At 73.8% G+C, this 24,111-nt stretch carries 16 protein-coding genes and 1 riboswitch; of the genes, 7 read left to right on the forward strand and 9 right to left on the reverse strand.

Annotated elements, in window-relative coordinates; genetic code table 11:
• Positions 1-11: 11 nt before the first annotated feature.
• From sucC to ACZ6SQ_RS16375, 6 genes are all read right to left on the reverse strand, one after another.
• Positions 12-1,193 carry an ADP-forming succinate--CoA ligase subunit beta gene (sucC, locus tag ACZ6SQ_RS16350; protein ID WP_389319865.1) on the reverse strand — a complete coding sequence of 394 codons (1,182 nt, stop codon included), beginning with the start codon at positions 1,191-1,193 and terminating at the stop codon, positions 12-14.
• A gap of 427 nt (positions 1,194-1,620) precedes the next feature.
• Complete coding sequence (locus ACZ6SQ_RS16355; protein WP_469561947.1) at positions 1,621-3,255, reverse strand: serine/threonine-protein kinase; 1,635 nt, start codon at positions 3,253-3,255, stop codon at positions 1,621-1,623.
• 259 nt (positions 3,256-3,514) lie between these two features.
• The gene (locus tag ACZ6SQ_RS16360) at positions 3,515-4,390 is read right to left on the reverse strand and encodes a hypothetical protein (protein WP_469561950.1); all 876 of its coding nucleotides are present in this window, start codon (positions 4,388-4,390) and stop codon (positions 3,515-3,517) included.
• A 231-nt stretch (positions 4,391-4,621) separates the two neighbouring features.
• Positions 4,622-5,788, reverse strand: coding sequence for a VWA domain-containing protein (locus ACZ6SQ_RS16365; protein WP_469561953.1), 1,167 nt, complete (start codon positions 5,786-5,788; stop codon positions 4,622-4,624).
• Entirely contained in the window at positions 5,785-8,118 is a 2,334-nt protein-coding gene (locus ACZ6SQ_RS16370; protein WP_469561956.1) for a DUF5682 family protein, read from the reverse strand. The genes ACZ6SQ_RS16365 and ACZ6SQ_RS16370 overlap by 4 nt, the downstream gene beginning before the upstream one ends.
• Before the next feature lie 153 nt (positions 8,119-8,271).
• Entirely contained in the window at positions 8,272-9,414 is a 1,143-nt protein-coding gene (locus ACZ6SQ_RS16375) for an ATP-binding protein (protein ID WP_469561959.1), read from the reverse strand.
• A 134-nt stretch (positions 9,415-9,548) separates the two neighbouring features.
• On the opposite strand from ACZ6SQ_RS16375, the gene ACZ6SQ_RS16380 reads away from it, so the two are divergent.
• A complete protein-coding gene (locus ACZ6SQ_RS16380) occupies positions 9,549-10,898 on the forward strand; it encodes an SWIM zinc finger family protein (RefSeq protein ID WP_469561961.1) in 1,350 nt (449 codons plus the stop codon).
• A 227-nt stretch (positions 10,899-11,125) separates the two neighbouring features.
• Complete coding sequence (locus ACZ6SQ_RS16385; protein WP_469561964.1) at positions 11,126-12,880, forward strand: DUF5691 domain-containing protein; 1,755 nt, start codon at positions 11,126-11,128, stop codon at positions 12,878-12,880.
• A gap of 161 nt (positions 12,881-13,041) precedes the next feature.
• Here ACZ6SQ_RS16385 and ACZ6SQ_RS16390 read toward each other — a convergent pair whose 3' ends face one another.
• Complete coding sequence (locus tag ACZ6SQ_RS16390) at positions 13,042-13,458, reverse strand: cobalamin B12-binding domain-containing protein (RefSeq protein WP_386377400.1); 417 nt, start codon at positions 13,456-13,458, stop codon at positions 13,042-13,044.
• Positions 13,459-13,987: 529 nt separating this feature from the next.
• Between ACZ6SQ_RS16390 and ACZ6SQ_RS16395 the strand changes: the two genes are divergently transcribed.
• Both ACZ6SQ_RS16395 and ACZ6SQ_RS16400 read left to right on the forward strand, forming a co-directional pair.
• Positions 13,988-14,875: an esterase/lipase family protein gene (locus tag ACZ6SQ_RS16395; protein WP_469561968.1), complete on the forward strand. Its 888-nt coding sequence runs from the start codon at positions 13,988-13,990 to the stop codon at positions 14,873-14,875.
• Between the two features lie 312 nt (positions 14,876-15,187).
• Positions 15,188-16,753: a M23 family metallopeptidase gene (locus ACZ6SQ_RS16400; RefSeq protein WP_469561971.1), complete on the forward strand. Its 1,566-nt coding sequence runs from the start codon at positions 15,188-15,190 to the stop codon at positions 16,751-16,753.
• Between the two features lie 119 nt (positions 16,754-16,872).
• Here the strand turns inward: ACZ6SQ_RS16400 and pcrA are convergent, their stop codons facing one another.
• Positions 16,873-19,353, reverse strand: a complete 2,481-nt coding sequence (gene pcrA / locus ACZ6SQ_RS16405; protein WP_469561973.1) for a DNA helicase PcrA — start codon at positions 19,351-19,353, stop codon at positions 16,873-16,875.
• Positions 19,354-19,582: 229 nt separating this feature from the next.
• Positions 19,583-19,752: riboswitch (cyclic di-AMP (ydaO/yuaA leader) on the forward strand.
• A gap of 7 nt (positions 19,753-19,759) precedes the next feature.
• Between pcrA and ACZ6SQ_RS16410 the strand changes: the two genes are divergently transcribed.
• Positions 19,760-20,956 (forward strand): C40 family peptidase, encoded by a 1,197-nt coding sequence (locus tag ACZ6SQ_RS16410; protein ID WP_469561975.1) that lies wholly within the window; start codon positions 19,760-19,762, stop codon positions 20,954-20,956.
• Between the two features lie 234 nt (positions 20,957-21,190).
• Positions 21,191-22,207: a tellurite resistance/C4-dicarboxylate transporter family protein gene (locus ACZ6SQ_RS16415; RefSeq protein ID WP_469561978.1), complete on the forward strand. Its 1,017-nt coding sequence runs from the start codon at positions 21,191-21,193 to the stop codon at positions 22,205-22,207.
• On the opposite strand, the gene ACZ6SQ_RS16420 is transcribed toward ACZ6SQ_RS16415, so the two are convergent.
• Positions 22,185-22,538 (reverse strand): hypothetical protein, encoded by a 354-nt coding sequence (locus ACZ6SQ_RS16420; protein WP_386377394.1) that lies wholly within the window; start codon positions 22,536-22,538, stop codon positions 22,185-22,187. The genes ACZ6SQ_RS16415 and ACZ6SQ_RS16420 overlap by 23 nt on opposite strands.
• A gap of 460 nt (positions 22,539-22,998) precedes the next feature.
• Between ACZ6SQ_RS16420 and ACZ6SQ_RS16425 the strand changes: the two genes are divergently transcribed.
• Complete coding sequence (locus ACZ6SQ_RS16425) at positions 22,999-24,072, forward strand: C40 family peptidase (RefSeq protein WP_469561981.1); 1,074 nt, start codon at positions 22,999-23,001, stop codon at positions 24,070-24,072.
• Positions 24,073-24,111: the final 39 nt, after the last annotated feature.

The raw sequence follows: 24,111 nt of genomic DNA on the forward strand, positions 1-24,111 counted from the left end.
GTCCTGAGTGCTTACTTGGCGGCGTGGGCCAGCTCGGCGGCCTTGTCCGCCGCGCCGTCCATGGTGTCGACGCGCTGCACCAGCGGGTGGTTGGCGTCCGTGAGGATCTGCCGGCCCAGCTCGGCGTTGTTGCCGTCGAGGCGGACGACCAGCGGCTTGGAGACGTTCTCGCCGCGGTCCTCCAGCAGCTTGAGGGCCTGGACGATGCCGTTGGCGACCTCGTCGCAGGCGGTGATGCCACCGAAGACGTTGACGAACACGGACTTGACGTCCGGGTCGCCGAGGATGATCTCCAGACCGTTGGCCATCACCTGGGCGGAGGCACCGCCACCGATGTCCAGGAAGTTGGCGGGCTTGACGCCGCCGTGGTTCTCACCGGCGTAGGCGACGACGTCCAGGGTGCTCATGACGAGACCCGCGCCGTTGCCGATGATGCCGACCTCGCCCTCGAGCTTGACGTAGTTGAGGCCCTTCGCCTTGGCCGCGGCCTCGAGCGGGTTGGCCGCGTCCTTGTCGTGGAGCTCCTCGTACTCGGGGTGGCGGAACTCGGCGTTCTCGTCGAGCGACACCTTGCCGTCGAGGGCGATGACCTCGCCGGAGGCGACCTTCGCCAGCGGGTTGACCTCGACGAGGAGGGCGTCCGACTTGATGAAGGTGTCCCACAGCTTGACGAGGACGTTGACGACCTTGTCAGCGACCTCGGCCGGGAACTTGGCGGCCTCGACGATCTCGCGGGCCTTGGCCTCGTCCACACCGTCGATCGGGTCGATCGGGGTCTTGGCGACGGCCTCCGGGCGGGTGGCCGCGACCTCCTCGATCTCCATGCCGCCCTCGACGGAGGCGATGGAGAGGAAGGTGCGGTTGGCACGGTCGAGGAGGTAGGAGACGTAGTACTCCTCGACGATCTCCGGGGCCGTCTCGGCGATCATCACCTTGTGGACCGTGTGGCCCTTGATGTCCATGCCGAGGATGTCGTTCGCGCGGGCGACGGCCTCGTCCGCGGAGGCGGCCAGCTTCACGCCACCGGCCTTGCCGCGGCCACCGACCTTCACCTGCGCCTTGACGACGGACTTGCCGCCCAGACGCTCCGTGATCGCGCGCGCCGCCTCAGGCGTGTCGATGACTTCACCGGCCAGCACCGGTACATCGTGCTTGGCGAAGAGGTCCCTCGCCTGGTACTCGAACAGGTCCACGCGCTTCCGTCCCTATCAGTGATCTCGCGGTTCGTTGGATGCGTGGGCGTGCCGCGAAGGGCAACGTGACGACCGCTGTGTCACAGGGGGTGCGCACACGGTGTCCGAGCGCGCGGCATGTCCGTCTCGCAGGTTATCGCTGGTTCCCGGAGGCCTCTAAATCGGGCGTCACACCTGAGCGGTGATACCTGTCACATGATGCCGCGCTCACCGGCACGGCGTGCCGCGTGTGAGCTGCGGGGCAGGGCCTCACCGGGCTGGGGTGGACCCGGTGAGACCCCGTGAACAGCCCCGATGCGGGGCCGGACGGGAGATCCCCACCCCAATGGGGACCTCCCGTCCTCACTTCCGCGACCCCGTTTCCGGACGGACCGACGGGTTTCGGCTGTCCGGGGGGTGGGGGCGCGGAATCCGGAACCGGCTGGGATCAGATCCGGTGGTTCGGGTGGGGCGCGTGCCCCGGGACGGCGTCCTGCGCGAGGCCCCGGCCGCCGTCGGCCGCGTGCCCGGCGAGCGGACCCGCGGTGGCGTGCAGGGTGCCGCCCAGGTCCTGCGCGAACGGCCCGGCCTGACCGGTCACGCCGTGGGCGAAGGGGGTGACCTCGCCGGTGACGCCGTACGCGAACGGGGTGACGTCGTCCGTGGTGCCGTACGTCAGCGCGGTCGTGGCGCCCACGACGCCGTGGACGGTGCGGCCGGCTCCGTCGGCGACCGGACGGACGGTGTGCGCCACGGCGTCGACGACCGGGCCGGCGGCCTGGGCGACCCCGTCGACGGCCGGCCGGACCGTTCCGGGAATCCCTTGCGCGAACGGCGGGACCTGGGCCGTGACGCCCTCGGCGAAGCCGCCCGCCTGTCCGGCGACGCCGTACGCCACCGGGGGTACGCCGGCCACGACGCCGTCCGCGAAGGGCCGCACGTCGCCCTGGACGCCGTACGCCAGCGCGCCCGCGTCCGTGACGGCCTGCCCGGCGACGGGCACCGCCCCGTGCACCGCGGCGTGCGCCACGGGCGGCAGCACGGCCCCCGTCACGTCGCCGGCGGCCTGGCCGGCCAGACCGGTGGCGTAGGGCGGGAGGTCCGCCGCGACGCCGCCCACGACGGTCCCGGCCCCGGCGACGGCCTGCCCGGCCACCGGGACCGCGCCCCGCACCGCGTGCTGGGCCACCGGGGTGACGCCGTCGACGGCGTAGGCGGCCAGCGGCGGCACCGCGGAGGCGGCCGCTTCCTGGGCCAGGGGGGTGACGGTGCCCGGCGCGGTGCCGGGCGCGGACGTCGCCGTGGCCCCGGCGGTGGAGATCACGCCCGCCGAGGTGCGGCCCGCGGCGGCGGCCGTCTGCCGCGACTGGGTCCGTACCGCGCCGTCGACGCCCTGTGCCCGGGCACCGGCCGCGGTCCGCGTGCCGTGGAGACGGGTCTGTGCAGCCGCCAGGGCCTGCTCCAGTTCGGGGGCGAAGGCGGACAGCGGGCCGAAGAGGTAGTCGACGAAGCCTTCGGGGGTGCGCGGCAGGTCCGGGACGTCGTCGGCCGCCCGGTCGGCCGTGTCGGCGGCCCTCGCCCCGGCGGCCGCCTGCGCGGCGCGCGCGGTCCTGGCGCCCTGGATGGCCTCGGCGCCGCGGATCGCGGTGGCCTTGCGGGCCGCGGCCTCGCCCTCGGCCGTGGTGCGGGTGTGCGACACCTGGGCGGAGGCCCGGTCGGCCGTGCCGGTGAGGGGGGACCTGGTGGAGGTTGAGGTGGAGGTGGTGGTGGTCGCGGAACGGGTGACGTCGGCGAGGGTGTCACCGGCGTCGGTCGTGAGGGTGCTCGTCAGGCCACCTGTGAGGTCGCTTGCGAGGTCGTTCGTCAGGTCGGCGGTCGAGCCGGGTGCCGGGGTGCCGGTGACGTCGGCCGTCACGTCGGCCGTCCGGTCCGGGGACTGGGCGGACGTCAGGTCGGTCGTCGCGTCCGGTGCGGACAGCGGGGAGGCGGGCAGCTCGCCGGCGTCGGCGACCGTGGAGCCGAGCGCCCACGCGCCCGTCACTCCGGCTGCGATGACGATGGAACGGCGGATGTTCTTGTTCATGCGTGCGTCAGTTCCTTCGAACGGCGCGGGCCGCCCGCACCGGGTCGACGACGACCGGCGGCGGGGCTCGCGCCAGGGGACTTGGGGACTTGGCGGCACCGGCTCCGGGGACGCGGTCCGGGACAGGGGACCGGGGACCGGGAGTCGTCCGGGATGCGGTGCGCCGGCTTTCCGTCCGGAGACCGTCGGAGGCGTCCGGGCGGGCGGGCAGACCTGATCCGCCCCCGCGCGGCAGGTCGACGGGGCGGTACGGCCTGCCCTAGCCGGGGAAGACGGGGATGTCCCGGTGCCGGTCCCGGGTCGCGGGCACCTCGGCCCGTGCGGCGGCGCCGGGCAGCAGCCGCAGCGGCGCCCGGTGGTCCGGGGTCACGGCGTGCGCGTCCCCGTGTCTCTGCGAGCCGGTGTCACCGGCGGAACCGTTCGCCGGCACACCGTCCGCGGGCCCGGGCAGCGGCGGAACTCCGGTGTCGTGCGCGGACGTGCGGTGAGACGAACGCGTGGCGGGGTGCTGCGCCGCGTACACGTCCGGCGCCGGGAGGACGGGTCCGGAGAGCGTGCCGGTGGGCGCCTCGGTGGCGGGCAGCTCGGCGGCCGGCTTCCGCAGCGCCGGAGGCGCGGGGGTCGCGGCGGCCGGGGGCGTCGCCGGGGCCGGTGCCTGGCCGGAGGGCGGTACGGAACCGTCCGGGACCCCGGGCAGCACGGGCAGTTCGGGTGTCGTGGGCGCGTCGGGCACCAGGGGCAGCTCGGACGGCGATCCGGGCAGATCCAGGCCGGGCAGCGCGGGCAGGTGCGGCAGCGGCGCGGCCTGCTCCTGCGCCCGGTCCCGCGTCTCGGCGAGGCCGTCGTCCACCGACTCCACGAGCCCGGTGACCGGCTGTACGGGCTGTACGGGCTTCTCGTCCAGGAGCTTCCTCAGGGCCTCGTCGACCCGCGGCACCGCGCTCCCGTCGAGGGCGCTCTCCCCCGCCCCGGCCACGACCGTCGGCAGCGACTCGGCGGCCCGTGCCTGACCGCCGTACAGCAGTCCGAGCACGAACAGTCCGCCCACCAGCAGCACCACCCGCAGCGCATACCGCCCGGCCGCCGTACGCGGGACACGTACGGCGGCTGCGGGAAGCGCGGCCGAGAAGGTCAACAGGGGACAGGTCCTCCCGTGCGGCGGAACGGATCGCGGGCGGGGCGACGCGGCACTGGTGCGTCGCCCTGCGGGTGCACCGCGATGCGATGCGATGCGTGAGCGGTGTGTGCCCGATGCGTGTGCGGCGCGGCGCACCGGCACAGGCGGCCACGATCCTTGCACGGGACTCCCGAGGCTGCGCAAGTCCCCTGTTACCGATGGGCACTCATATCCCTTTTCCCGTCTCCGTCATGCGGTGTCCGGTATGGGCAGCGGGCGCTTCTCGACGGCCGCCGCCATCACCTCGGGGAACAGGTCGGGCGTGCAGGCGAAGGCAGGAGTCCCCAGCGCCGCCAGCGCGGCCGCGTGCTCGTGGTCGTACGCCGGAGCCCCCTCGTCCGACAGCGCCAGCAGCGCCACGAACTGCACCCCTGAGGCCTTCATCTCCGCCACCCGCCGCAGCATCTCGTCCCGGATGCCTCCCTCGTACAGGTCGCTGATCAGCACGACGACCGTCTCCGAGGGCCGGGTGATCCGCGACTGGCAGTACGCGAGCGCCCGGTTGATGTCGGTGCCGCCGCCGAGCCGGGTGCCGAAGAGTACGTCGACCGGGTCGTCGAGCCGGTCGGTGAGGTCGGCGACCGCCGTGTCGAAGACCACCAGCCGGGTGCTCACCGCCCTCATGGACGCCAGCACCGCCCCGAACACCGAGGCGTACACCACCGAGGCCGCCATCGAACCGGACTGGTCGACGCAGAGCACGACCTCCTTGCGCACCGACCGCGCCGCCCGCCCGTGGCCGACGAGCCGCTCGGGCACGACCGTGCGCCGGTCGGGCAGGTAGTGGCGGAGGTTGGCGGCGATCGTGCGGTTCCAGTCGATGTCGTGGTGACGGGGCCGCTGGACGCGGGTGCCGCGGTCGAGGGCACCGCCGAGCACGGCCCGGGTGCGGGTGGCCAGCCGCTTCTCCAGGTCCGCGACGACCTTGCGCACGACGGCCCGTGACGTCTCCCTCGTCGTCTCCGGCATCGCCTTGCCGAGGGAGAGCAGGGTGCCCACCAGGTGCACGTCTGGCTCCACCGCCTCGAGCATCTCCGGCTCCAGGAGCAGCGCGGACAGCCCCAGGCGCTCGATGGCGTCGCGCTGCATGACCTGGACGACGGAGGAGGGGAAGTAGCTGCGGACGTCCCCGAGCCAGCGCGCCACCGAGGGCGCCGACGCCCCGAGTCCGGCCCCGCGCTCGCGTCCCTCGCGCGGGCCGTCCCCCTTCCCGTAGAGCGCGGAGAGGGTGCCGTCCATCGCCGCGTCCCGTCCGGCGAGCGGGTGCCCGGTGCCGTCCGCCGAGTCGCCGCCCAGCACGAGCCGCCATCGCCGCAGCCGCTCCCGTGCGGCCGCGTCGGCCGGCTGTGCCGTCATGTCCCCACCTCCAGCCGTTCGTTGTCGTCCAGGCCCAGCAGCAGCCGCACCACCGGCAGCACGGCGTCGGCCCGCGCGGTGTCCGCTCCGGCCGCGAAGCCCGGTGTGCCGGTGCCGGTGGCCCCGGCCCGGCCGCCGGGCCCGCGCCGGACCAGCTCGCCGAGCGTGCGGCGCACCGAAGGGTCGTACGCCGAGAAGGTGCGGCGCAGCAGCGGCAGGACGTCGGTGAAGGCCTCGGCGGGCACCCCGGTGAGCCAGCCGTCGACGAGGTCCAGCAGTGCCTCGTCGTGCACCAGCAGCAGTCCGCCGCCCGAGCCGCCGCCGACGAAGCCCTCGATCCACGCGGCCGCCTCGCCCGGCGGCGTCCCGGGGGACAGCGCCAGACCCATCAGCCGCGCGGCCTCGTCCCGCGGCAGGGCTCCGCCGTCCAGCAGCAGCCGCACGGCCCGGCCCCGGATCGCCCCGGGCACGCCGTCCCGGCCGGACAGGACGCCGAGCACCGTCTGCCAACGGGCGGGCAGCGCGGCCCGGTTCGCCGGTCCCGGCAGCTCCTCGTCCGCCAGCAGCGCCACCGCCCCGTGCACGGCGTCCACCTGGCGGCGCATCTCGTCGGCCGCGTCCGCGTCCAGCGCCGTGCAGGCCGCGGGCAGTCCGACGAAGATGCGCTCGGAGAGGCCCACGGCGACCTCCGCGAGCGCGCCGGTGTCCGTGCCGCGCACATCGCCGTAGCGCAGCGAGCGGACCAGGGCGGGCAGGGCCTGCGCGAGATGGCCGACGTCGGTGTCGAGCGCGGCCCGGTCGGCGAGGACGCCCATCACGGCGGGGAGCGCGTCCGGCAGCCCGGCCGGCAGGCACCGCTCGGCCAGCGCGGTCACCTCCGCGAGGGTCCGCGCGGTGACGGCGTCGGCCTCGGCCTTCGCGGTCGCCGCGGCCCGCACGGTCGTCCCCCACACCCCCGCCTCGGCGACCCGCAGCGCCAGCTCCGGCTCCCAGCGCAGCCGCCAGGTCTCCCGGAACGTGCCGGTGCTGCCGCGCGAGGCCGCCGGTTCGCCCCAGGGAACGCCCAGCAGCCGCAGCCGGTGCAGCAGTCTGCTGCGCTCCGCGTCCGTCTCCTTGCGGACGTCGAGCTCCAGTTCGCGCCGGACCGCCTCCGGTCTGAGCCGCAGCCGGCGCTGGTGCCTGTCGAGGTCCCGCTGCAACGGCACCGCGGGCGCCGAGGCGGGGACCTGGCCCAGCACGTCCCCCACCACCAGCCGGTCGTGCACCAGCGCCAGCGGTACGTCCGAGCCCTCGCACATCACCGCCCGCACCGCGTCGGTGGTCTCGGCGAGGCCCGGCAGCGGGCGGCCGCGCAGCGCGGCCAGCGTCTCCGCCAGCCGCACCGCCTCGATGACATGCGCCGGGGAGACGGTCCGGTCCTCGGACCGCAGCAGCCCCGCCACCTTGGTCATCCACCGCTCGACGGGCCGGTCGGGCGCGGCGAACAGATGCCCGTACCAGCCCGGCGACTCGATCCCGGCCCCGTACCCGCCGGCCCGCGCCAGCCTGCGGTACGTCCACGGCACCCAGGTCAGCTCGGCCTTCACCTTGGGCAGCCCCTTGAGCAGCGCCCGGTCGGCGGCGACGGTGGTGCGCTCCCGCAGCGCGGGCACGTGCCACGCCCCGCACACCACGGCCACCTCGTCGCCGAACTCCCGCCGCGCGGCGCGCAGCTGGAGCCGCATGTACGCCTCGCGCACGGGGTCCCGGTCGTCGCCACCGTCGCCGTACGTCTCCCGTACGGCGACCATGGCCTCCTCGACGGCCTCGAACGGCGCGAGCGGGCCGCCCTCCCCGGTGGCCCGGTGCTCGACGACGTCCTCCCACCAGCGCTCGGGGTCGTCGTATCCGGCGACGTCGGCGAGCACGGCGAGGGGGTCGAGACGGAGGTCGGGCGTGTCGGCCCCGGGGCCGGGCCGGCCGGGGGCGGTCGCCGGATCGTCCTCCTGGCTCCCCCGGGCCAGGGTGTGGGCGGCGGGCAGATCGATGAACCGCGCCGGCACCTCGTGTTCCAGCGCCCAGCGCAGGGCCGTCCACTCCGGGGAGAACTCGGCCATCGGCCAGAAGGCCGAGCGGCCGGGCTCGTCCACGGCGTGCGCGAGCAGCGCGACGGGCGGCCGCATCCCGGGGTCGGCGGCCAGTGCCACGAGCGCGTCGGCCTCGGGCGGCCCCTCGATCAGGACGGCCCGCGGCCGCATCGCGTCGAGCGCCGCCCGCACGGCACGGGCCGAGCCCGGCCCGTGATGCCGTACGCCGAGCAGCGCGGGCCCGGTCCGGGCCCGCACGCTCATGCCTTGCTCACCGCCCCTCACCACTCGCCCCGTTCGCCCCGCGTGCCGGCCGGGTCCGTCGCGGCCAGGCCGTGTCGTTTTCGCGGCGGCCGTGCGTGACCGCCGCCGCGCGCCTCTTCGAGCGTCCCCAGATGGACGTGTTGTCGTCGCCGCTCACACGCTCACCTCCCGGCACGCGCGGTAGAAATCGGTCCAGCCGTCCCGTTCCCGGACGACCGTCTCCAGGTACTCCCGCCAGACGACCCGGTCGGCCGCCGGGTCGCGGACGACGGCGCCGAGGATGCCGGCGGCGATGTCGTCCGCCCGCAGCACGCCGTCGCCGAAGTGCGCGGCCAGCGCGAGGCCGCCGGTGACGACCGAGATGGCCTCGGCCGTGGACAGTGTGCCGCTGGGCGACTTCACCTTCGTACGGCCGTCGGAGGTGACGCCGTCGCGCAGTTCGCGGAAGACGGTCACCACCCGGCGGATCTCGTCGATCCCGTCGGGCACCGCGGGCAGATCGAGGGAGCGGCCTATCTGGCCGACGCGCCGGGAGACGATGTCGACCTCCGCCTCCACGCTCTCCGGCAGCGGCAGCACCACCGTGTTGAAGCGGCGGCGCAGCGCGCTGGACAGCTCGTTGACCCCGCGGTCGCGGTCGTTGGCGGTGGCGATGAGGTTGAAACCGCGGACCGCCTGCACCTCCTGTCCCAGTTCCGGTATCGGCAGTGTCTTCTCTGAGAGGATCGTGATGAGGGTGTCCTGGACGTCGGCGGGGATGCGGGTCAGTTCCTCGACCCGCACGGTCGTCCCCGTGGCCATCGCCCGCATGACGGGGCTGGGCACGAGGGCGTCGCGGCTGGGGCCGTCGGCGAGGAGCCTCGCGTAGTTCCAGCCGTAGCGGACGGCTTCCTCAGGGGTGCCGGCGGTGCCCTGCACGAGCAGGGTGGAGTCGCCGCTGACGGCCGCGGCCAGGTGCTCGGAGACCCAGGTCTTCGCGGTGCCGGGGACACCGAGGAGCAGCAGGGCGCGGTCGGTGGCCAGGGTGGTGACGGCGACCTCGACGAGACGGCGCGGGCCGACGTACTTCGGGGTGATCACGGTGCCGTCGGGCAGTGTGCCGCCCAGCAGATACCGGGACACGGCCCATGGCGACAGCTTCCAGCGGGCCGGTCGCGGCCGGTCGTCGTGCGCGGCCAGCGCGGTGAGTTCCCCGGCGAAGGCGTGCTCGGCGTGTGGCCGAAGCGCCTCGGTCCGGGGCTGGTTCGGATCGGTGGTCGACGGATCGTCAGGCATCGTTTCGACAGACACGGACATGGCTGAGTGCCCCCTACGGCTCGGCCGGTTCGGATCTGGTGTCCACCGTGCACCACGCCACTGACAATGCGTTCCGACCTGCACAGATGCCCGCGCAGGGCCGATTGTCAGTGGGGGGATCTACCTTCGATGGCATGACACAGCAGGGGGTGCGCTGGACGGCGGACCAGGTGCTGGCACTGGCGCCTGACTCCGTGTCACGCGAGGAGGGAAGCAGGCTCGGCGCGGCCGGGCCGTGGTCCGGGACGGGCCGTTCCGACGAGGGGGCGGTGTGGGGTCTGTGCAAGGGGGGCGACAGCCTGCCGTACCGCACGGCCGTCGATGTCGCGGGGCCCTCCGGCCCCGCGTATCTGTGCAGTTGCCCGAGCCGGAAGTTCCCGTGCAAGCACGCGCTCGGGCTGCTGTTGCTGTGGGCGGACGGCGGCGACTCGGTGCCGGCGGGACAGGTGCCGGATTGGGCCGAGGAGTGGATGGAGGGGAGAAGGGAGGGGGGCGGGCGGAAGACCGTTCCCGCGCAGGGGAGTCCGGGGTCCGCGTCCTCCGGTCCGGAGGCCGCGGCCCGCCGGGCGGAGCGCCGCGCCGAGCGCATCACCGCGGGCGCCACCGAGCTCGAACAGCGCCTCGCCGACCTGCTGCGCGGCGGGCTGGCCACGGTCGAGCAGGCGGGCTACGGACTGTGGGAGGAGACCGCGGCCCGCATGGTCGACGCCCAGGCCCCCGGACTGGCCGCGCGGGTACGGGAGTTGGGGGCGATCGCGGCCTCGGGGCCCGGCTGGCCCGTGCGGCTGCTGGAGGAGTGCGCCCTGCTGCACCTCCTCGACCAGGGCTGGCTGCACCGCGAGCGGCTGCCCGAGGGCCTGGCGGCCACGGTCCGCTCCCGCGTCGGCCTGACCGCGCCCGCCGACGGCCCGCCGGTCCGGGACCGCTGGCTCGTCCTCGCCCAGTACGACACGACGGACCCGAGACTGACGACCCGCCGGATCTGGCTGTACGGCACCGGCTCGGACCGCACGACCCTGCTGCTGTCGTACGGCGCGGCCGGCCGGGCGCCCGAGGTGGCGCTGCCCGTGGGCCTCGCCCTGGACGCGGAGGTGTCCTCTTATACGGGGGTGCCACGCGGTGCCCTGGGCGAGCGGTTCGCCCCGCCCGGACCCACTGCGGCCCGCCCCCCGGGCGTCACGGTCGGCCGTGCCCTCGCCCGGTACGGAGAGGCGCTGCGCGACGACCCCTGGCTGGACTCGGTCCCGGTCACGCTCGACCGGGTCGTCCCCACCCCGGACGGCGACTCCTGGCAGCTCGCCGACACCTCCGAGGACACCGCCCTCCCCCTCACCCCGGCCGCGCGCGCCCGGCCCGGGCTGTGGCGCCTGGTCTCCCTGTCCGGCGGCGCCCCGGTCAAGGTCTTCGGCGAATGCGGCCACCGCGGCTTCACCCCGCTGACCGCCTGGCCGGAGGGGTCGGGTGATGCCGTGCCGCTGTGCTGAGCGGGGGCGGGCCCGGGGGCGGAGGCTCTGCCGGGACGCCGAGCCCCGCGTCCGCGGAAACGCCCCGGCCCCGCCCAGGGCGCGGGGGCTTGCCGGGGGCGCCGAGCCCGCGTCCGCCTCTCACCCAGCCCTGGCGCACCCCCAGCCGTCCCCGGACCCGGCTCGCGCCCGCCCGAGCCCACTCCCACGCCCCACAAGCCCACCGGCCCGACGGAAGGAAGCAGCCCATGACCAGGCCTCCCGCTCCCGCGGACACGCCCGAGCCGGGTGTCTGGGAGGAGCTCGTCACCACGGCCCTGCTCGGCACGGACCGCCGTAGCCCGCCCGCCGAACCCGGCGACGACCGCCGTACACCCACGGCCGGACCCCGCGGCACCGGCCTTACACCCGCCGGAACCGGCGAAGACGGCCACGTGCCGACAGCCGGCCCCGGCGGCGACGGCCGTCCCGCCGTCTCCGCCCCGGCCGTCCTCCTGGACACGGCCGCCCGCGAGACCGTACGGCGACGTGCGGGGCTGCGGCCCGCGCGGGCGGCTCGGCGGCCGGAACCGGCTCCGGCGGACCCGCGCCCGGCGCTGCCCGCCGCCGCGGCCCGGCGGCTGGCGACGCTGCTGGCGGACCGGGCCGGCGCGGCGGGCGGCGGACGGCGGGGCGCGGCGCCCGACCTCATGGAACTGCTCCCCCAGTGGCTCACCCTGGCGAACGCCCACGGCTACGCGGCGCCCCCGGAGCTTCTGCCCGCCCTGCTGGACGCGGCGCGGGGCCGTACGGACCTGCGGCCCGCGGCGCTGGTCCTCGCCGGCGGGCGTGCCCTGTGGCTGGCGCGGCTCAATCCCGACTGGCGGTTCGCCCTGCGGGCGACGCCCGGAGGCGGCACCGCGACGGCCCGTACCGAGGACCCGGACCGTCTGCGGAGGCTGTGGCAGGAGGGGCTGTTCGCCGAGCGGGTGGCGCTGCTGGCGGCGATCAGGTCGCGGGAACCGGCCGCGGCGCGCGAGCTGCTCGCCTCGACCTGGGCGACGGAGCGGGCCGAGGACCGGCTGATGTTCCTGGACTCGCTGCGGGTCGGACTGGACGCGCGGGACGAGCCGTTCCTGGAGCGGGCGCTGGACGACCGGAGCCGCAATGTGCGGTCGACGGCGGCGGAGTTGCTGTCGGCACTGCCCCTGTCGGCGCTCGCCGCGCGGATGGCGGTGAGAGCCGCCGCGTGTGTGGCGCTGGACCACACGCTCCAGCCCGCCACGATCAGCGTTGAAGCGCCTCACGAGTGCGATCCGAGCATGGAGCGGGACGGTGTCGTGGCCAGACCTCCGGCGGGACGGGGTGAACGCTCATGGTGGTTGGGCCAGTTGGTGGAGGCCGCGCCGCTCGGCACCTGGCCGGGGCGGCTCGGCGGGCGCGCCCCGCGCGAGATCGTGGCGCTGCCGGTCGCGGACGACTGGCAGGGGGAGCTGCACGCGGCCTGGTGCCGGGCGGCGGTACGGCAGCGCGACGCGGCCTGGTCGCGGGCGCTGCTCGGCGCGCCGGGCGCACCCGAGGCGGGCGGCCCCGGAGCGGTGTCGCTGGCCGAGCGCGCGAGACTGCTGAGCACCCTGGACGCCGGCGAACGGGCCGACTGGGTGGCCGGGTTCATCGCGACGCACGGGCTGTCGGAGGCGTTCCAGCTGCTCGGCGTGTGTGCGGTGCCGTGGGCGCCTGCGCTGGGGCGGGCGGTGGTGGACGCGCTCGACATCGCGCGGGACGCGGGGAGCTACCCCTGGAGTTTCAGCGGTGTCATGGGCCTGGCCGAGCGCTGTCTGGACCCGGCGGAGGCGAGCCGTTTCGATGCCCTGCTGGCGACACCGGAGGAACCGGAGGACGCCTCGCCCGGCGCGGGCGGCTACTGGTCCGAGGCCTTCCAGCGCCTGGTCTCCACCCTGCGGCTGCGCGCGGCGATGACGCGGGAGCTGATGCCGCCGCCCGGCCCGGAACCCGGAGCCTGACAGCGCACGGCCCCGCGACCGGACCGTCCGACGGCACCCGGCCGTACGGCCACCGGGCGGGACCGCGGTCCGCCCCGGTGGCTCACCTCACCGCACAGACCGGAGCGGATCGCCTCACCGTACGGACCGGAGCGGCTCACCTCACCGCACGGACCGGAGCTCTACGCCCCGGCCGGCTGGCGGACGTTCGCGCGGACCCAGTCCACGACGGACGCGGTCGTGGCGCCCGGGGTGAAGATCTCGGCGACGCCCTGCTCCTTGAGCGGCGCGATGTCCGCCTCCGGGATGATGCCGCCGCCGAACACCAGGATGTCCTCGGCCTCACGCTCGCGCAGGAGCCTGATCACGGCGGAGAAGAGCGTGTTGTGGGCGCCCGAGAGGATGGACAGCCCGATCGCGTCGGCGTCCTCCTGGATCGCCGTGTCGACGATCTGCTCGGGGGTCTGGTGGAGGCCGGTGTAGATGACCTCCATACCGGCGTCGCGCAGCGCCCGCGCGATCACCTTGGCGCCGCGGTCGTGGCCGTCGAGCCCCGGCTTGGCCACCACCACGCGGATCGGACCGGCTGCCACACCCATCACTGCCTCCATGAAGCGACTGCATCCATCCGTATCGACAAGTACCGCACACATCCGACACCTCACGCATGTGATGCAGATCACACGTGGGTGGGGCGGACGCCTCGCCGGTCCCGCCGTCGACCGAGGGCGGCGCCGCCGCGGCACGGACGCCGGGGGCCACACCGGCCGGAGAAGTGAACGCACGTTATCGCCGACATCCCGCAACCGGCTGTTTCGCGGAGGAACCGAGGGGGAAATCACACGTGGGACATATTCGCCGCGCACACTTCCGAGCCATCGCGGCCCACGCGCCGCGGCACCCAGCGGCCGAAGGACCGCGCACCCGGCCGGAACACGCGCCAGGAGAGCCGCGACGAGGCCGCCGCACCGGCGGAGAACCTCACCAGACCACCGGCGCCGCCCGCGCCACCTCCCGCGCACCGGGCACGCACTCCGTCCGGGCCCGGCCCACCACACTCGCCATGGCTCTCCACACAGGCTCACGGGGGACAGAGCCGTTCTTCCGTGTGCCGAGGGGAGGTCGGTCATGAGGGTCCTGGATCTGTTGCGCCTTCAGTCGCTGTACAGGCTCCTCCTGCCCGGCAGACTCACCGGTCTGTCCGTGGCCCTGCTGAAGGCGACCGCCCTGGAGATAGCCATCCTCGGCGGCCATCTGCTCCTCTACCCTTCCGGAATCACCTCGGAGCGCCGCCCCGAGCCCACCTCGGCCCCGTCCCGCGGCGCGGGCACCGAGGACCCGCCCCGGCTCCCCACGCGGGAGCGGACACCGGTCGTGCTGCTGCACGGCTTCATGGACAACCGCTCGGTGTTCCTGCTGCTGCGCCGCTCCCTGGCCCAGCACGGCCACCCGCGGGTCGAGTCGCTCAACTACTCTCCGCTCACCTGCGACATCCGCGCGGCCGCGGAGCTGCTCGGCCGGCACATCGAGGAGATCTGCGAGCGCACCGGCAGCGGCCGGGTCGACATCGTCGGGCACAGCCTCGGCGGACTGATCGCCCGCTACTACGCGCAGCGGCTCGGCGGCGATCTGCGGGTGCGCACCCTGGTCACACTGGGCACTCCGCACTCCGGCACCCGGGTGGCGCCGCTGGCGGACGCGCATCCGATCGTGCGCCAGATGCGCCCGGGTTCGCGCGTCATAGAGGAGCTGTCCCGGCCGGCCCCGGGCTGCCGTACGCGGTTCGTCAGCTTCTGGAGCGACCTCGACCATGTGATGGACCCGCTGGAGGCCGCCCGGATCGACCATCCCGACCTGCTGGCGCACAACGTCCTGGTGACCGGGATCGGCCACCTCGCGCTGCCGGTGCACCCGGCCGTGGCCGACGGGATACGGCGAGCCCTGGAGAGCGCGGACACCGCGGACTCCCCTGCCGCGCCGGCCGGCGCCGGGGCCGGCGGACTGACCGTGGCCTGACGGCGACCCGTACACCGATCGGCAACCACTGGTTCACTCAGGCAACTTGACGCGTCGGCCGAACGGACAACCGCCCTCCGGAAGCCGCTCGAAGTGCTCCGGAGGGCCGCCCAAGAGGTACTCGACGGGGGCCAGAAGTCGAACGGTTATCGAACACAAGGCCAAAGTCGTGCCCACAGTCCGCCGAAAGGCGGCCGAATGCCCGTTTCCTGCGCGCGTGAAACCTGAGGAAGATTGTCGTGCCCGCATACCGCCGGGTACAGTCACCGCACTGCTCTGGCAGCCCCTGTTGTCGAGGCGAAAGAGAAGTTGGTGAACGACCGTCACCCGTCGGGGACCATGACCACCCCGGCTCCGGCTTCCGACGCCGACTCGGCGCACTACGCGTCGTACGGCACCCAGGAAGCCCCGTACGGCGACTTCACCACATACGGCGCCTACGACGCGAACGGTTTTGCGGCCGGCGGCCACGCCACCGGGACCTACACCGCGGACCCCCTCTTCGGCGCCATGCCCACAGGCCATGACACCGGCGCCTACGACGCCACGCAGTGGAACTCCGGCAGTCACCAGACCGCGCACTACGACACGTACGCGGCCCAGCAGCACGCCACCTACGGCACGGGCTCCTACGACGCCACGGCCTGGGCCACCGGCGACCAGCAACTGCCGCTCGTGCCGCCGCAGGCCACCGCCGCGGACGCCAGTGGCCAGTGGGACGCGAGCGCCTGGCTCCAGCCCGACCAGTCCGCCGTCCCGGCAGCCGACCAGACCCAGCAGTGGTACTGGGGCACCCACGGCTCCGACACCGGCGCCTACGACGCCACGCAGTGGAACTCCGACGGCACGGCCGCCGCCGAGTACGAGCTGCCCTTCGACCAGCAGGCCACTGCCACCTTCGACCAGGTCGCCCACGACGGGCAGACCGCGTACGAGGAGCACACGGCCCACGACACGCACGCGGCGTACGACGAACACGCCGGGTACGAGACGCACGACGAACAGACCGCGTACGACGGTGAGGCCGGGTACGAGCACGGCGACCCCGGCGACACCGGGGAACTGCCCGCGGTGGACCTCCTGGACGGCCAGGAGGAGGCCACGCCCCTGCCCGCGCCCCGCGTCGCCTCCCGCGGAGCGGCCCGCTCCCGCCGCCGTACCCCTGCCAAGCGTTCCGCGCTGCTGACGATCGCCGTGCCCTCCGCCTGCGTGATGGGCGTCGCCGGGATCGCCGCGGCCTCCGTGGGCAACCTGACCGGCGGCGACAGCAAGGACGCCACGACGACCGCCGCGGACGCCGCGCCCGTCAAGCCGTCCGCCGCCAACAACAAGCTGGACACCCAGCTGGCGAGCCTGAGCGCCGAGGCCGACGACTTCGCCGACCGCGCGAGCCGCACCCAGGAGCGCATCGACCTCAAGGCGCAGCAGGAGCTCGAGCGGAAGCTGGCGGCGGAGGAGGCGGCCCGCAAGGAGCGGCTGCGCCCCAAGTTCGCGCTGCCGGTCGCCCAGCACGGACTGAGCGCCTACTACGGCCAGTCCGGCGTCAACTGGATGTCCATGCACACCGGCATCGACTTCCCCGTCTCGTACGGCACTCCCGTGATGGCCGCGACCGACGGCACCGTGCGCACGCAGTGGAACAGCGCCTACGGCAACATGGTGATCGTGACGGCGATGGACGGCACGGAGACGTGGTACTGCCACCTCTCCAGCTACCAGGTGCCCTTCGGGGCGACCGTGAAGGCCGGCGACACGATCGCCTACTCCGGCAACTCGGGCAACTCCACCGGCCCGCATCTGCACTTCGAGGTGCGTCCCGGCGGCGGTTCGTCGATCGACCCGCTGTCCTGGCTGCGCAGCCACGGCCTCGAGCCCTAGTAGCCCCTGCCCCCTGGTGCACCCTGCGTCTTGACGGGCCCTGCCTTCTGGTGAGCCCTGCCCTCTCTTGTCGAAGCCCCGCCGGACGTCGTCCGCCGGGGCTTTCGCCGTCCGTCCCCCTACAGCTTCTCGACCGGGGCGTACCGCAGCAGCAGCCGCTTCGGCTTGGCGTCGCCGAAGTCGATCGTCGCCTCGGCGTTGGAGCCGGTGCCCTTGACGGCCATCACCGTGCCGAGCCCGAACTGGTCGTGGGTGACGCGGTCGCCGACCGCCAGCCCGACGACCGGCTGCTCCGCGGTGCGGCGGGTGGCGAAGCCCGAGGCGCCCGACGCCGAGGAGCGCGAACGCGAGGAGGACAGCGAGGCGGCGATCCCGGAGGCCGGGCCGGAGGAGACGGGCGCGGTCGCGCCCGTGCGCTTCCACTCCAGGTGCGTGGGCGGGATCTCCTCCAGGAAGCGGGAGGGCGGGTTGTACGAGGGCTGTCCCCAGGCGCTGCGCATCGTCGAGCGCGTGAGATAGAGCCGCTCACGCGCGCGGGTGATGCCGACGTAGGCGAGGCGGCGCTCCTCCTCCAGCTCCTTGGTCTGGCCGAGGGCCCGCATGTGCGGGAAGACGCCGTCCTCCATGCCCGTGAGGAAGACGACCGGGAACTCCAGGCCCTTGGCGGTGTGCAGGGTCATCAGGGTGATGACGCCGGAGCCTTCCTCGTCCTCGTCGGGGATCTGGTCGGAGTCGGCGACCAGCGCGACCCGCTCCAGGAAGTCCGACAGCCCGCCCGGGGCCTCCTCCGACTCCTGCTCGAACTCCAGCGCCACGGCGGCGAGTTCCTGGAGGTTCTCGATGCGGGTCTCGTCCTGCGGGTCGGTGGAGGCCTGCAACTCGGCCAGATAACCGGTGCGTTCGAGGACGGCCTCCAGGACCGTGGCCGGTCCCGCGCCGGACTCCACGATCGTCCGCAGCTCCTCCATCAGCGTGTTGAACCGCTTGACGGCGTTGGTCGACCGGGCGGCCATGCCGTACGCCTCGTCGACGCGCTTGAGCGCCTGCGGGAAGCTGATCCTCTCCCGCTGGGACAGGGCGTCGATCATCGCCTCGGCGCGCTCACCGATGCCGCGCTTGGGCACGTTCAGGATGCGGCGCAGCGGGACGGAGTCCTCCGGGTTGGCCAGCACCCGCAGGTAGGCCAGGACGTCCCGGACCTCCTTGCGCTCGTAGAAGCGGACGCCGCCGACGACCTTGTAGGGCAGGCCGACGCGGATGAAGACCTCTTCGAAGACCCGGGACTGGGCGTTGGTGCGGTAGAAGACGGCGACGTCGCCTGCCTTCGCGTCGCCCGAGTCCGTGAGGCGGTCTATCTCGTCGGCGACGAACTGCGCCTCATCGTGCTCGGTGTCGGCCACGTAGCCGGTGATCTGCGCGCCCGCGCCCGCGTTGGTCCACAGGTTCTTGGGACGGCGGGACTCGTTGCGCTCGATGACCGCGTTGGCCGCGGAGAGGATCGTCTGGGTGGAGCGGTAGTTCTGCTCCAGCAGGATCGTCGTCGCGTCCGGGTAGTCCTCCTCGAACTGGAGGATGTTGCGGATGGTCGCGCCGCGGAAGGCGTAGATCGACTGGTCGGCGTCACCCACCACGCAGAGCTCGGCGGGCGGCACGTCGTACTCGCTGGGCGGTACGTCGACCGGGTGCTCCCTGGTGCCCACCAGCTCGCGCACCAGGGCGTACTGGGCGTGGTTGGTGTCCTGGTACTCGTCGACCAGGACGTGGCGGAAGCGGCGGCGGTAGTGCTCGGCGACGTCGGGGAAGGCGCGCAGCAGATTGACCGTCGTCATGATCAGGTCGTCGAAGTCGAGGGCGTTCGCCTCACGCAGCCGCGACTGGTACATCGCGTAGGCCTGGGCGAGGGTCTTCTCGAAGCCGTCGGACGCCTGGGCGGCGAAGTCCTCCTCGTCGATCAGCTCGTTCTTCAGGTTGCTGATCTTGGCGCTGAAGGACTTCGGCGGGAAGCGCTTGGGGTCGAGGTCCAGGTCGCGGCAGACCAGGGCCATCAGGCGCTTGGAGTCGGCGGCGTCGTAGATCGAGAAGGACGACGTGAAGCCGAGCTTCTTGGACTCGCGGCGCAGGATGCGCACGCACGCGCTGTGGAAGGTCATCACCCACATCGCGTTCGCCCGCGGGCCGACGAGCTGCTCGACGCGCTCCTTCATCTCGCCCGCGGCCTTGTTGGTGAAGGTGATCGCGAGGATCTGGCCCGGGTGCACATGGCGCTCGCCCAGCAGATGCGCGATGCGGTGGGTGAGCACACGGGTCTTGCCGGAGCCGGCGCCGGCCACGATCAGCAGCGGGGAGCCGGAGTGGACGACCGCGGCACGCTGGTTGTCGTTGAGACCGTCCAGCAGGGCCGCCGCGTCGATCACCGGCCGCGGGGCGCCGTCGCGGTAGTAGTCGTCCCGGTCCGGGGGCACGTCGAACTTCCCGCCGAACAGATCCTCCGGAACGCGCTCCGGAGCATGCTCGTCCTCGGGCGGCGGCGGGTGCTCCTCCTCGTGCCCGCGAGGGGCCTGGAGGTCCGCCAGGAAGCTGTCGTCAAAGAGGCTGCTCATCGCTCTCCGAGTCTAGGGGCCCCCACCGACAACCGGCCGCCGTCCGGAGAACTCCCCGCCACCACCCTAAGTAGCGCCGGTGACACAGCCTGCGGCACAGCAAGCGCGTGCGCGACAAGGTCACAAAAATGTATCGGGCATATCGCCCATCAACCTTCACACGCACCACACGAGTTGGCTACGGTTCCGGGCAGGCCGTACGACCCCCACCGGCGAACGACGCCGGGCCGTACCGCCTCCGCCGAGTCCGGTGCGCCCGAACGCCCGCCGGAGCCGGGGACCCACAGATCCCGGGGTGAATCGGCTCACTTCCTCGCGGGAGCGAGCCGTAGGGCAACCCTTCCGAACCACCCGCCCGAACCCGACAGCTAACTCGGTAGGCGGCCGATGGAAGGAGTCGCCTCTCTTGGCGTCGCACCGCAAGCCGCGTCCCGCCGGGACGCGTGTCGCAGGCATACGGACCCCCGCCCTGGCCACGGCGGCCCTCACCTCCGTGGCCCTGCTGTCCCAGACGGCCAACGCCACCCCCTCGGACGACGACCGGCCGAGCCTGGAGGAGGTCGAGAAGAAGGTCGACGATCTCTACCGCCAGGCGGAGTCGGCGACCGAGAAGTACAACTCCGCCAAGGAGCGGACCACCAAGCAGCGCAAGCAGGTCGACACCCTCCTGGACGACGTCGCCAAGCGCACCCAGAAGCTCAACGACGCGCGCGAGGAACTCGGTTCCTTCGCCGCGGCCCAGTACCGCACCGGCTCCGCCGCGCCGGACACGGCGACCTTCCTCCTCGCCGACGACCCGCAGGACTACTTCGACCAGAACCAGCTGATGGACCGGCTGACCGGCCGTCAGAAGGACGCGGTCGACGACTACGTCACCCAGCAGTCCGAGACCATGGAGAAGCGCCGCGAGGCCACCGAGAGCCTCGCGACGCTGACCGACTCCCAGACCGAGCTGAGGACGGCCAAGGCGACCGTCCAGAAGAAGCTCTCCGACGCGCGCGAGCTGCTGTCGCAGCTGACCGCCGAGGAGAAGGCCAGGCTCGCTCAGATCGAGGAGCAGAAGCGCGAGGAGGCCGCCCGCAAGGCCGCCGAGCTCGCCGCGCAGCAGGCCGAGGCGCAGCGCGAGCGGGAGGCGGCCGCCGCCGAGGCCGCTGCCCGGGAGGCGGCGCAGCCCGACCCGGCTCCGTCGCCCTCCACCGGCACCACCGAGACGCCGTCCACGCCCGCGCCGGACACCTCGACCTCCACCAAGGGCGACAAGGCGGTCGCCTTCGCCCGCACCCAGATCGGCAAGCCGTACGTGTGGGGCGCCACGGGGCCCGACTCCTACGACTGCTCCGGCCTCACCGGGGCCGCGTGGAAGGCCGCCGGCGTCACCCTCCCGCGCACCACGTGGGACCAGGTCAACGCGGGCACCACGGTCTCCCTCACCGACGCCCGGCCCGGTGACCTCGTCTTCTTCTACGACGACATCAGCCACGTCGGCCTCTACATCGGCAACGGCATGATGATCCACGCCCCCAAGCCGGGCGCCTACGTCCGCGAGGAGTCGATCTACTACGACGGCGAGGGCTCGATCCACAGCGTCGTGCGGCCGGGCTGACGCGAGAACGCGGCACGCGCGCGTGAGGGTCCTACGCGGCTCGTACGCGCGCGTGGGTGCGTGAGGGGCCGTACGCGCCCCCGGGCCCGGGGTCCTCGCGCTGCTCGGCCCGCCACGCGCGCAGGTGCGCCCGGGGGCGGCGCTGTGGGCTGTTCGGCGGGCGACGGCGTGGTTTCGGCCGTGCCCGCGCGTGGCCCGCGTGCGCGGCACGGGCTGGTTCCTAGCATCGGGCGCATGCCCGCTACCACCACTTCCCCGAGCGCCTGGTGGGCGCAGCGTCCGCCCGCGGCCGGGGCCGCCGTGATGGCGACCGGCATCCTGTCGGTCGGTCTGCATCTGTCCGGCCACGAGGTGCTGTCGCGGATCCTGCTCGTGCTCGCCTGCCTCGCGTGGCTGGGCCTGGCGGCGGACTTCGTCCTACGGCTGCTGCGGGAGCGGGGGCGGTGGCTCGAGGAGGCGGGGTCACCGGCCGCCCTGACGGCGGTGGCCGCGACGACCGTGCTGGGCACGCGTTTCTCGGTGCTGGGCTGGCAGTCCCTGGCCTACGCGCTGCTGGCGCTCGCCACGGTGCTGTGGCCGGTGCTGATGGTCGATGTGGTCGGGCGCTGGAAGCAGCGGATGCCCGGGGCGGTGTTCCTGGGCTGTGTGGCCACGCAGGGGCTCGCGGTGCTCGGGGCGACCCTGGCCGGGGCGGAGGAGGTGGCCTGGCTCGCGCGCGCGGCCATGGTGCTGTTCTGGCTCGGCCTCGTCGTCTACGGCTTCGCGCTGGCCCGTTTCGATCTGCGTCAGGTGGCCAGGGGCGCCGGTGACCAGTGGATCGCGGGCGGCGCGCTCGCGATCTCCGCCCTGGCCGGATCGAAGCTGATCGCCGCCGACAGCCCGCAGCTCTACCTGTGGAACCAGGACGACTACGACGTCCTGCGCTCGGTCACCCTCACCCTGCTCCTGCTCGACGTCGCCTGCTACGTCGTCCTGCTCGCCGCCGAGGCCGGATGGCCGCGGCCGGGCTACGACGTCCGGCGCTGGTCCACCGTCTTCCCCATGGGCATGACGGCGGCGGCGATGCTGTCCGTGTCCACCGCCCTGGACGTCCCGTGGCTGAAGGGCCCGGGTCAGGTGCTGCTGTGGATCGCCGTGGCCGCCTGGCTGGCGGTGGCCGCCCTGGCCGTCGCGGCGGCCCGCGCGGAGCTGCGGGGCGAGCGGGCCCCGCGGCACTCGGCGGAGGGCGTCAGGTCCAGAGCACGGCGATGAAGACGTTCACCGTGGTCAGCAGGCCGACCAGCCCGAACAGGCGCTTGTCCACCGTCTCCTCGTCCCGCTTCACATAGACGAGGCCCAGGATCACGATCAGCAGGGCCAGCTTCACACCGACCTTGATGTTGTTCACCGACTGGTCGTCGGCCTGATTGAGGCCGACCAGGATCACACCGGTGACCAGCATCGTCAGGGCGCCGTGCAGCATCGCCGGGACGAAGCGCGCGGTGCCCTGGCCCATCGCTTTCATCTGGGTGAGGAAGCCGCCCAGGAGCGAGGCGATGCCGATGATGTGCAGGCCCACGAAGAGATGGATGAGTACGTCCATGGGGCCGGAGCCTAATCAGGGCCCGGCGGCCCCCTCACACCGCCCCTACCCGCCCTGCATATATGCGCCCCATAGCACCCGGCCCGCCCCTCGACCCCCGGAACAGCCGGTTCGGTCATCGCACTCCGTGAAGTCGACCGCCCCGGTCCCAGACCCTGGTCATATGCGGTCACCTATCGACCTGCTCCCGGCATTTCCGCACATCGCGTTACCAAGTCGTCACTATCGGGTCTAGCGTCCAGCTCCAGGTGACCGGCTCCCCACCGCCGCCCGGGCCAGGGGCGGCAGCCGGACACCACCGCCGAGAAGGTCCGGCGGCACCGGCTCCCCCTGTGCGGGCGCCGCCGGACCCGCGGGACGTCACCCGGCGACCCGCACGCCGCTCCCCCTGGCGGCCGAACCGTCCCCGCACCCCCCGCGGGGACACCCGGCGGGCCCAGGAAAGGACGTACAGGTCCACGTGGCAGCGCACCGCAAGTCCAGACAGAGTTTCGTCGGCGGCAGCACCGTCCGTAAGGCAGCCACCCTCGCCCTCGCGGGAGCCGCCGGCGCGACCGCCTTCGAGGGCGTCGGGCAGGCCGCCCCGGAACTGACCCCGGCACAGGTCAAGGCCCGGGTGGGCAAGCTGTATCAGGAGGCCGAGGTGGCCACCGAGAAGTACAACGGCGCCAAGGAGAAGGCCGACGCCGCCGAACAGCACCTGAAAGAACTGCGCGACGAGGCCGCCCGCAAGGAGGACCGCCTCAACTCGGCCCGTGACTCGCTGGGTTCGATCGCCGCGGCCCAGTACCGCGAGGGCGGCCTCGACCCCGCCCTGCGCCTCGCCCTGTCCGACGACCCCGACACCTTCCTCAACCACGCGGCCTTCGCCGAACGCGCCGGCGACCGCCAGTCCGCCGCCGTGCACCGCGTCCGCGACCAGCTCCGCGAGATCGAGCAGCTGCGTGGCGCCGCCAAGATCCAGCTGACCTCCCTGAAGTCGCGCCAGGAGGAGCTGAAACGGCACCGCGCGACCGTCACCGGCAAACTGACCACGGCCCGCCGGCTGCTCGCCCGGCTCACCACCGAGGAACGGCACCGCCTCGCCGCCACCAGCGCGGACCAGGACCGCGCCTCGCGCGACACCGCGACCGCCCGCGACCCCCTGCGGGCAGCCGGCCCGGCCGCCGCGCCCGCCGCCCCCACCTCACGCGCCGCGGCCGCCGTCTCCTACGCCTACAGCAAGCTCGGCAGCCCCTACGTCTGGGGCGCCACCGGTCCCGACGCCTTCGACTGCTCCGGCCTCGTCCAGGCCGCCTACCGCTCCGCGGGCGTCGAACTGCCCCGCACCACCTACGCCCAGATCGGCGCCGGCCGCCGCGTCTCCCGCTCCGAACTCCAGCCCGGCGACCTGGTGTTCTTCTACTCCGCCATCAGCCACGTCGGCATCTACGTCGGCAACGGGCAGATGGTCCACGCCCCCAACCCGTCCGCCCCGGTCCGGGTCGCCCCGATCGACGAGATGCCCTTCGCGGGGGCGACGCGGGTGGCGTGAGCGGGACCTCGACAGACAGGTCCGCAGAGGGCTCGAGGT

The sequence above is a fragment of the Streptomyces sp. NPDC048600 genome, assembly GCF_055587025.1.

Bases quoted from the DNA above. Each gene is read 5' to 3' on its own strand.
- ACZ6SQ_RS16390 (WP_386377400.1), bottom strand. From the start codon at position 13,458: ATGGGTGTGGCAGCCGGTCCGATCCGCGTGGTGGTGGCCAAGCCGGGG.
- ACZ6SQ_RS16380 (WP_469561961.1), top strand. From the start codon at position 9,549: ATGACACAGCAGGGGGTGCGCTGGACGGCGGACCAGGTGCTGGCACTG.
- ACZ6SQ_RS16415 (WP_469561978.1), top strand. From the start codon at position 21,191: ATGCCCGCTACCACCACTTCCCCGAGCGCCTGGTGGGCGCAGCGTCCG.
- ACZ6SQ_RS16375 (WP_469561959.1), bottom strand. From the start codon at position 9,414: ATGTCCGTGTCTGTCGAAACGATGCCTGACGATCCGTCGACCACCGAT.
- ACZ6SQ_RS16420 (WP_386377394.1), bottom strand. From the start codon at position 22,538: ATGGACGTACTCATCCATCTCTTCGTGGGCCTGCACATCATCGGCATC.
- ACZ6SQ_RS16370 (WP_469561956.1), bottom strand. From the start codon at position 8,118: ATGAGCGTGCGGGCCCGGACCGGGCCCGCGCTGCTCGGCGTACGGCAT.
- ACZ6SQ_RS16355 (WP_469561947.1), bottom strand. From the start codon at position 3,255: ATGAACAAGAACATCCGCCGTTCCATCGTCATCGCAGCCGGAGTGACG.
- ACZ6SQ_RS16385 (WP_469561964.1), top strand. From the start codon at position 11,126: ATGACCAGGCCTCCCGCTCCCGCGGACACGCCCGAGCCGGGTGTCTGG.
- ACZ6SQ_RS16365 (WP_469561953.1), bottom strand. From the start codon at position 5,788: ATGACGGCACAGCCGGCCGACGCGGCCGCACGGGAGCGGCTGCGGCGA.
- pcrA (WP_469561973.1), bottom strand. From the start codon at position 19,353: ATGAGCAGCCTCTTTGACGACAGCTTCCTGGCGGACCTCCAGGCCCCT.
- ACZ6SQ_RS16395 (WP_469561968.1), top strand. From the start codon at position 13,988: ATGAGGGTCCTGGATCTGTTGCGCCTTCAGTCGCTGTACAGGCTCCTC.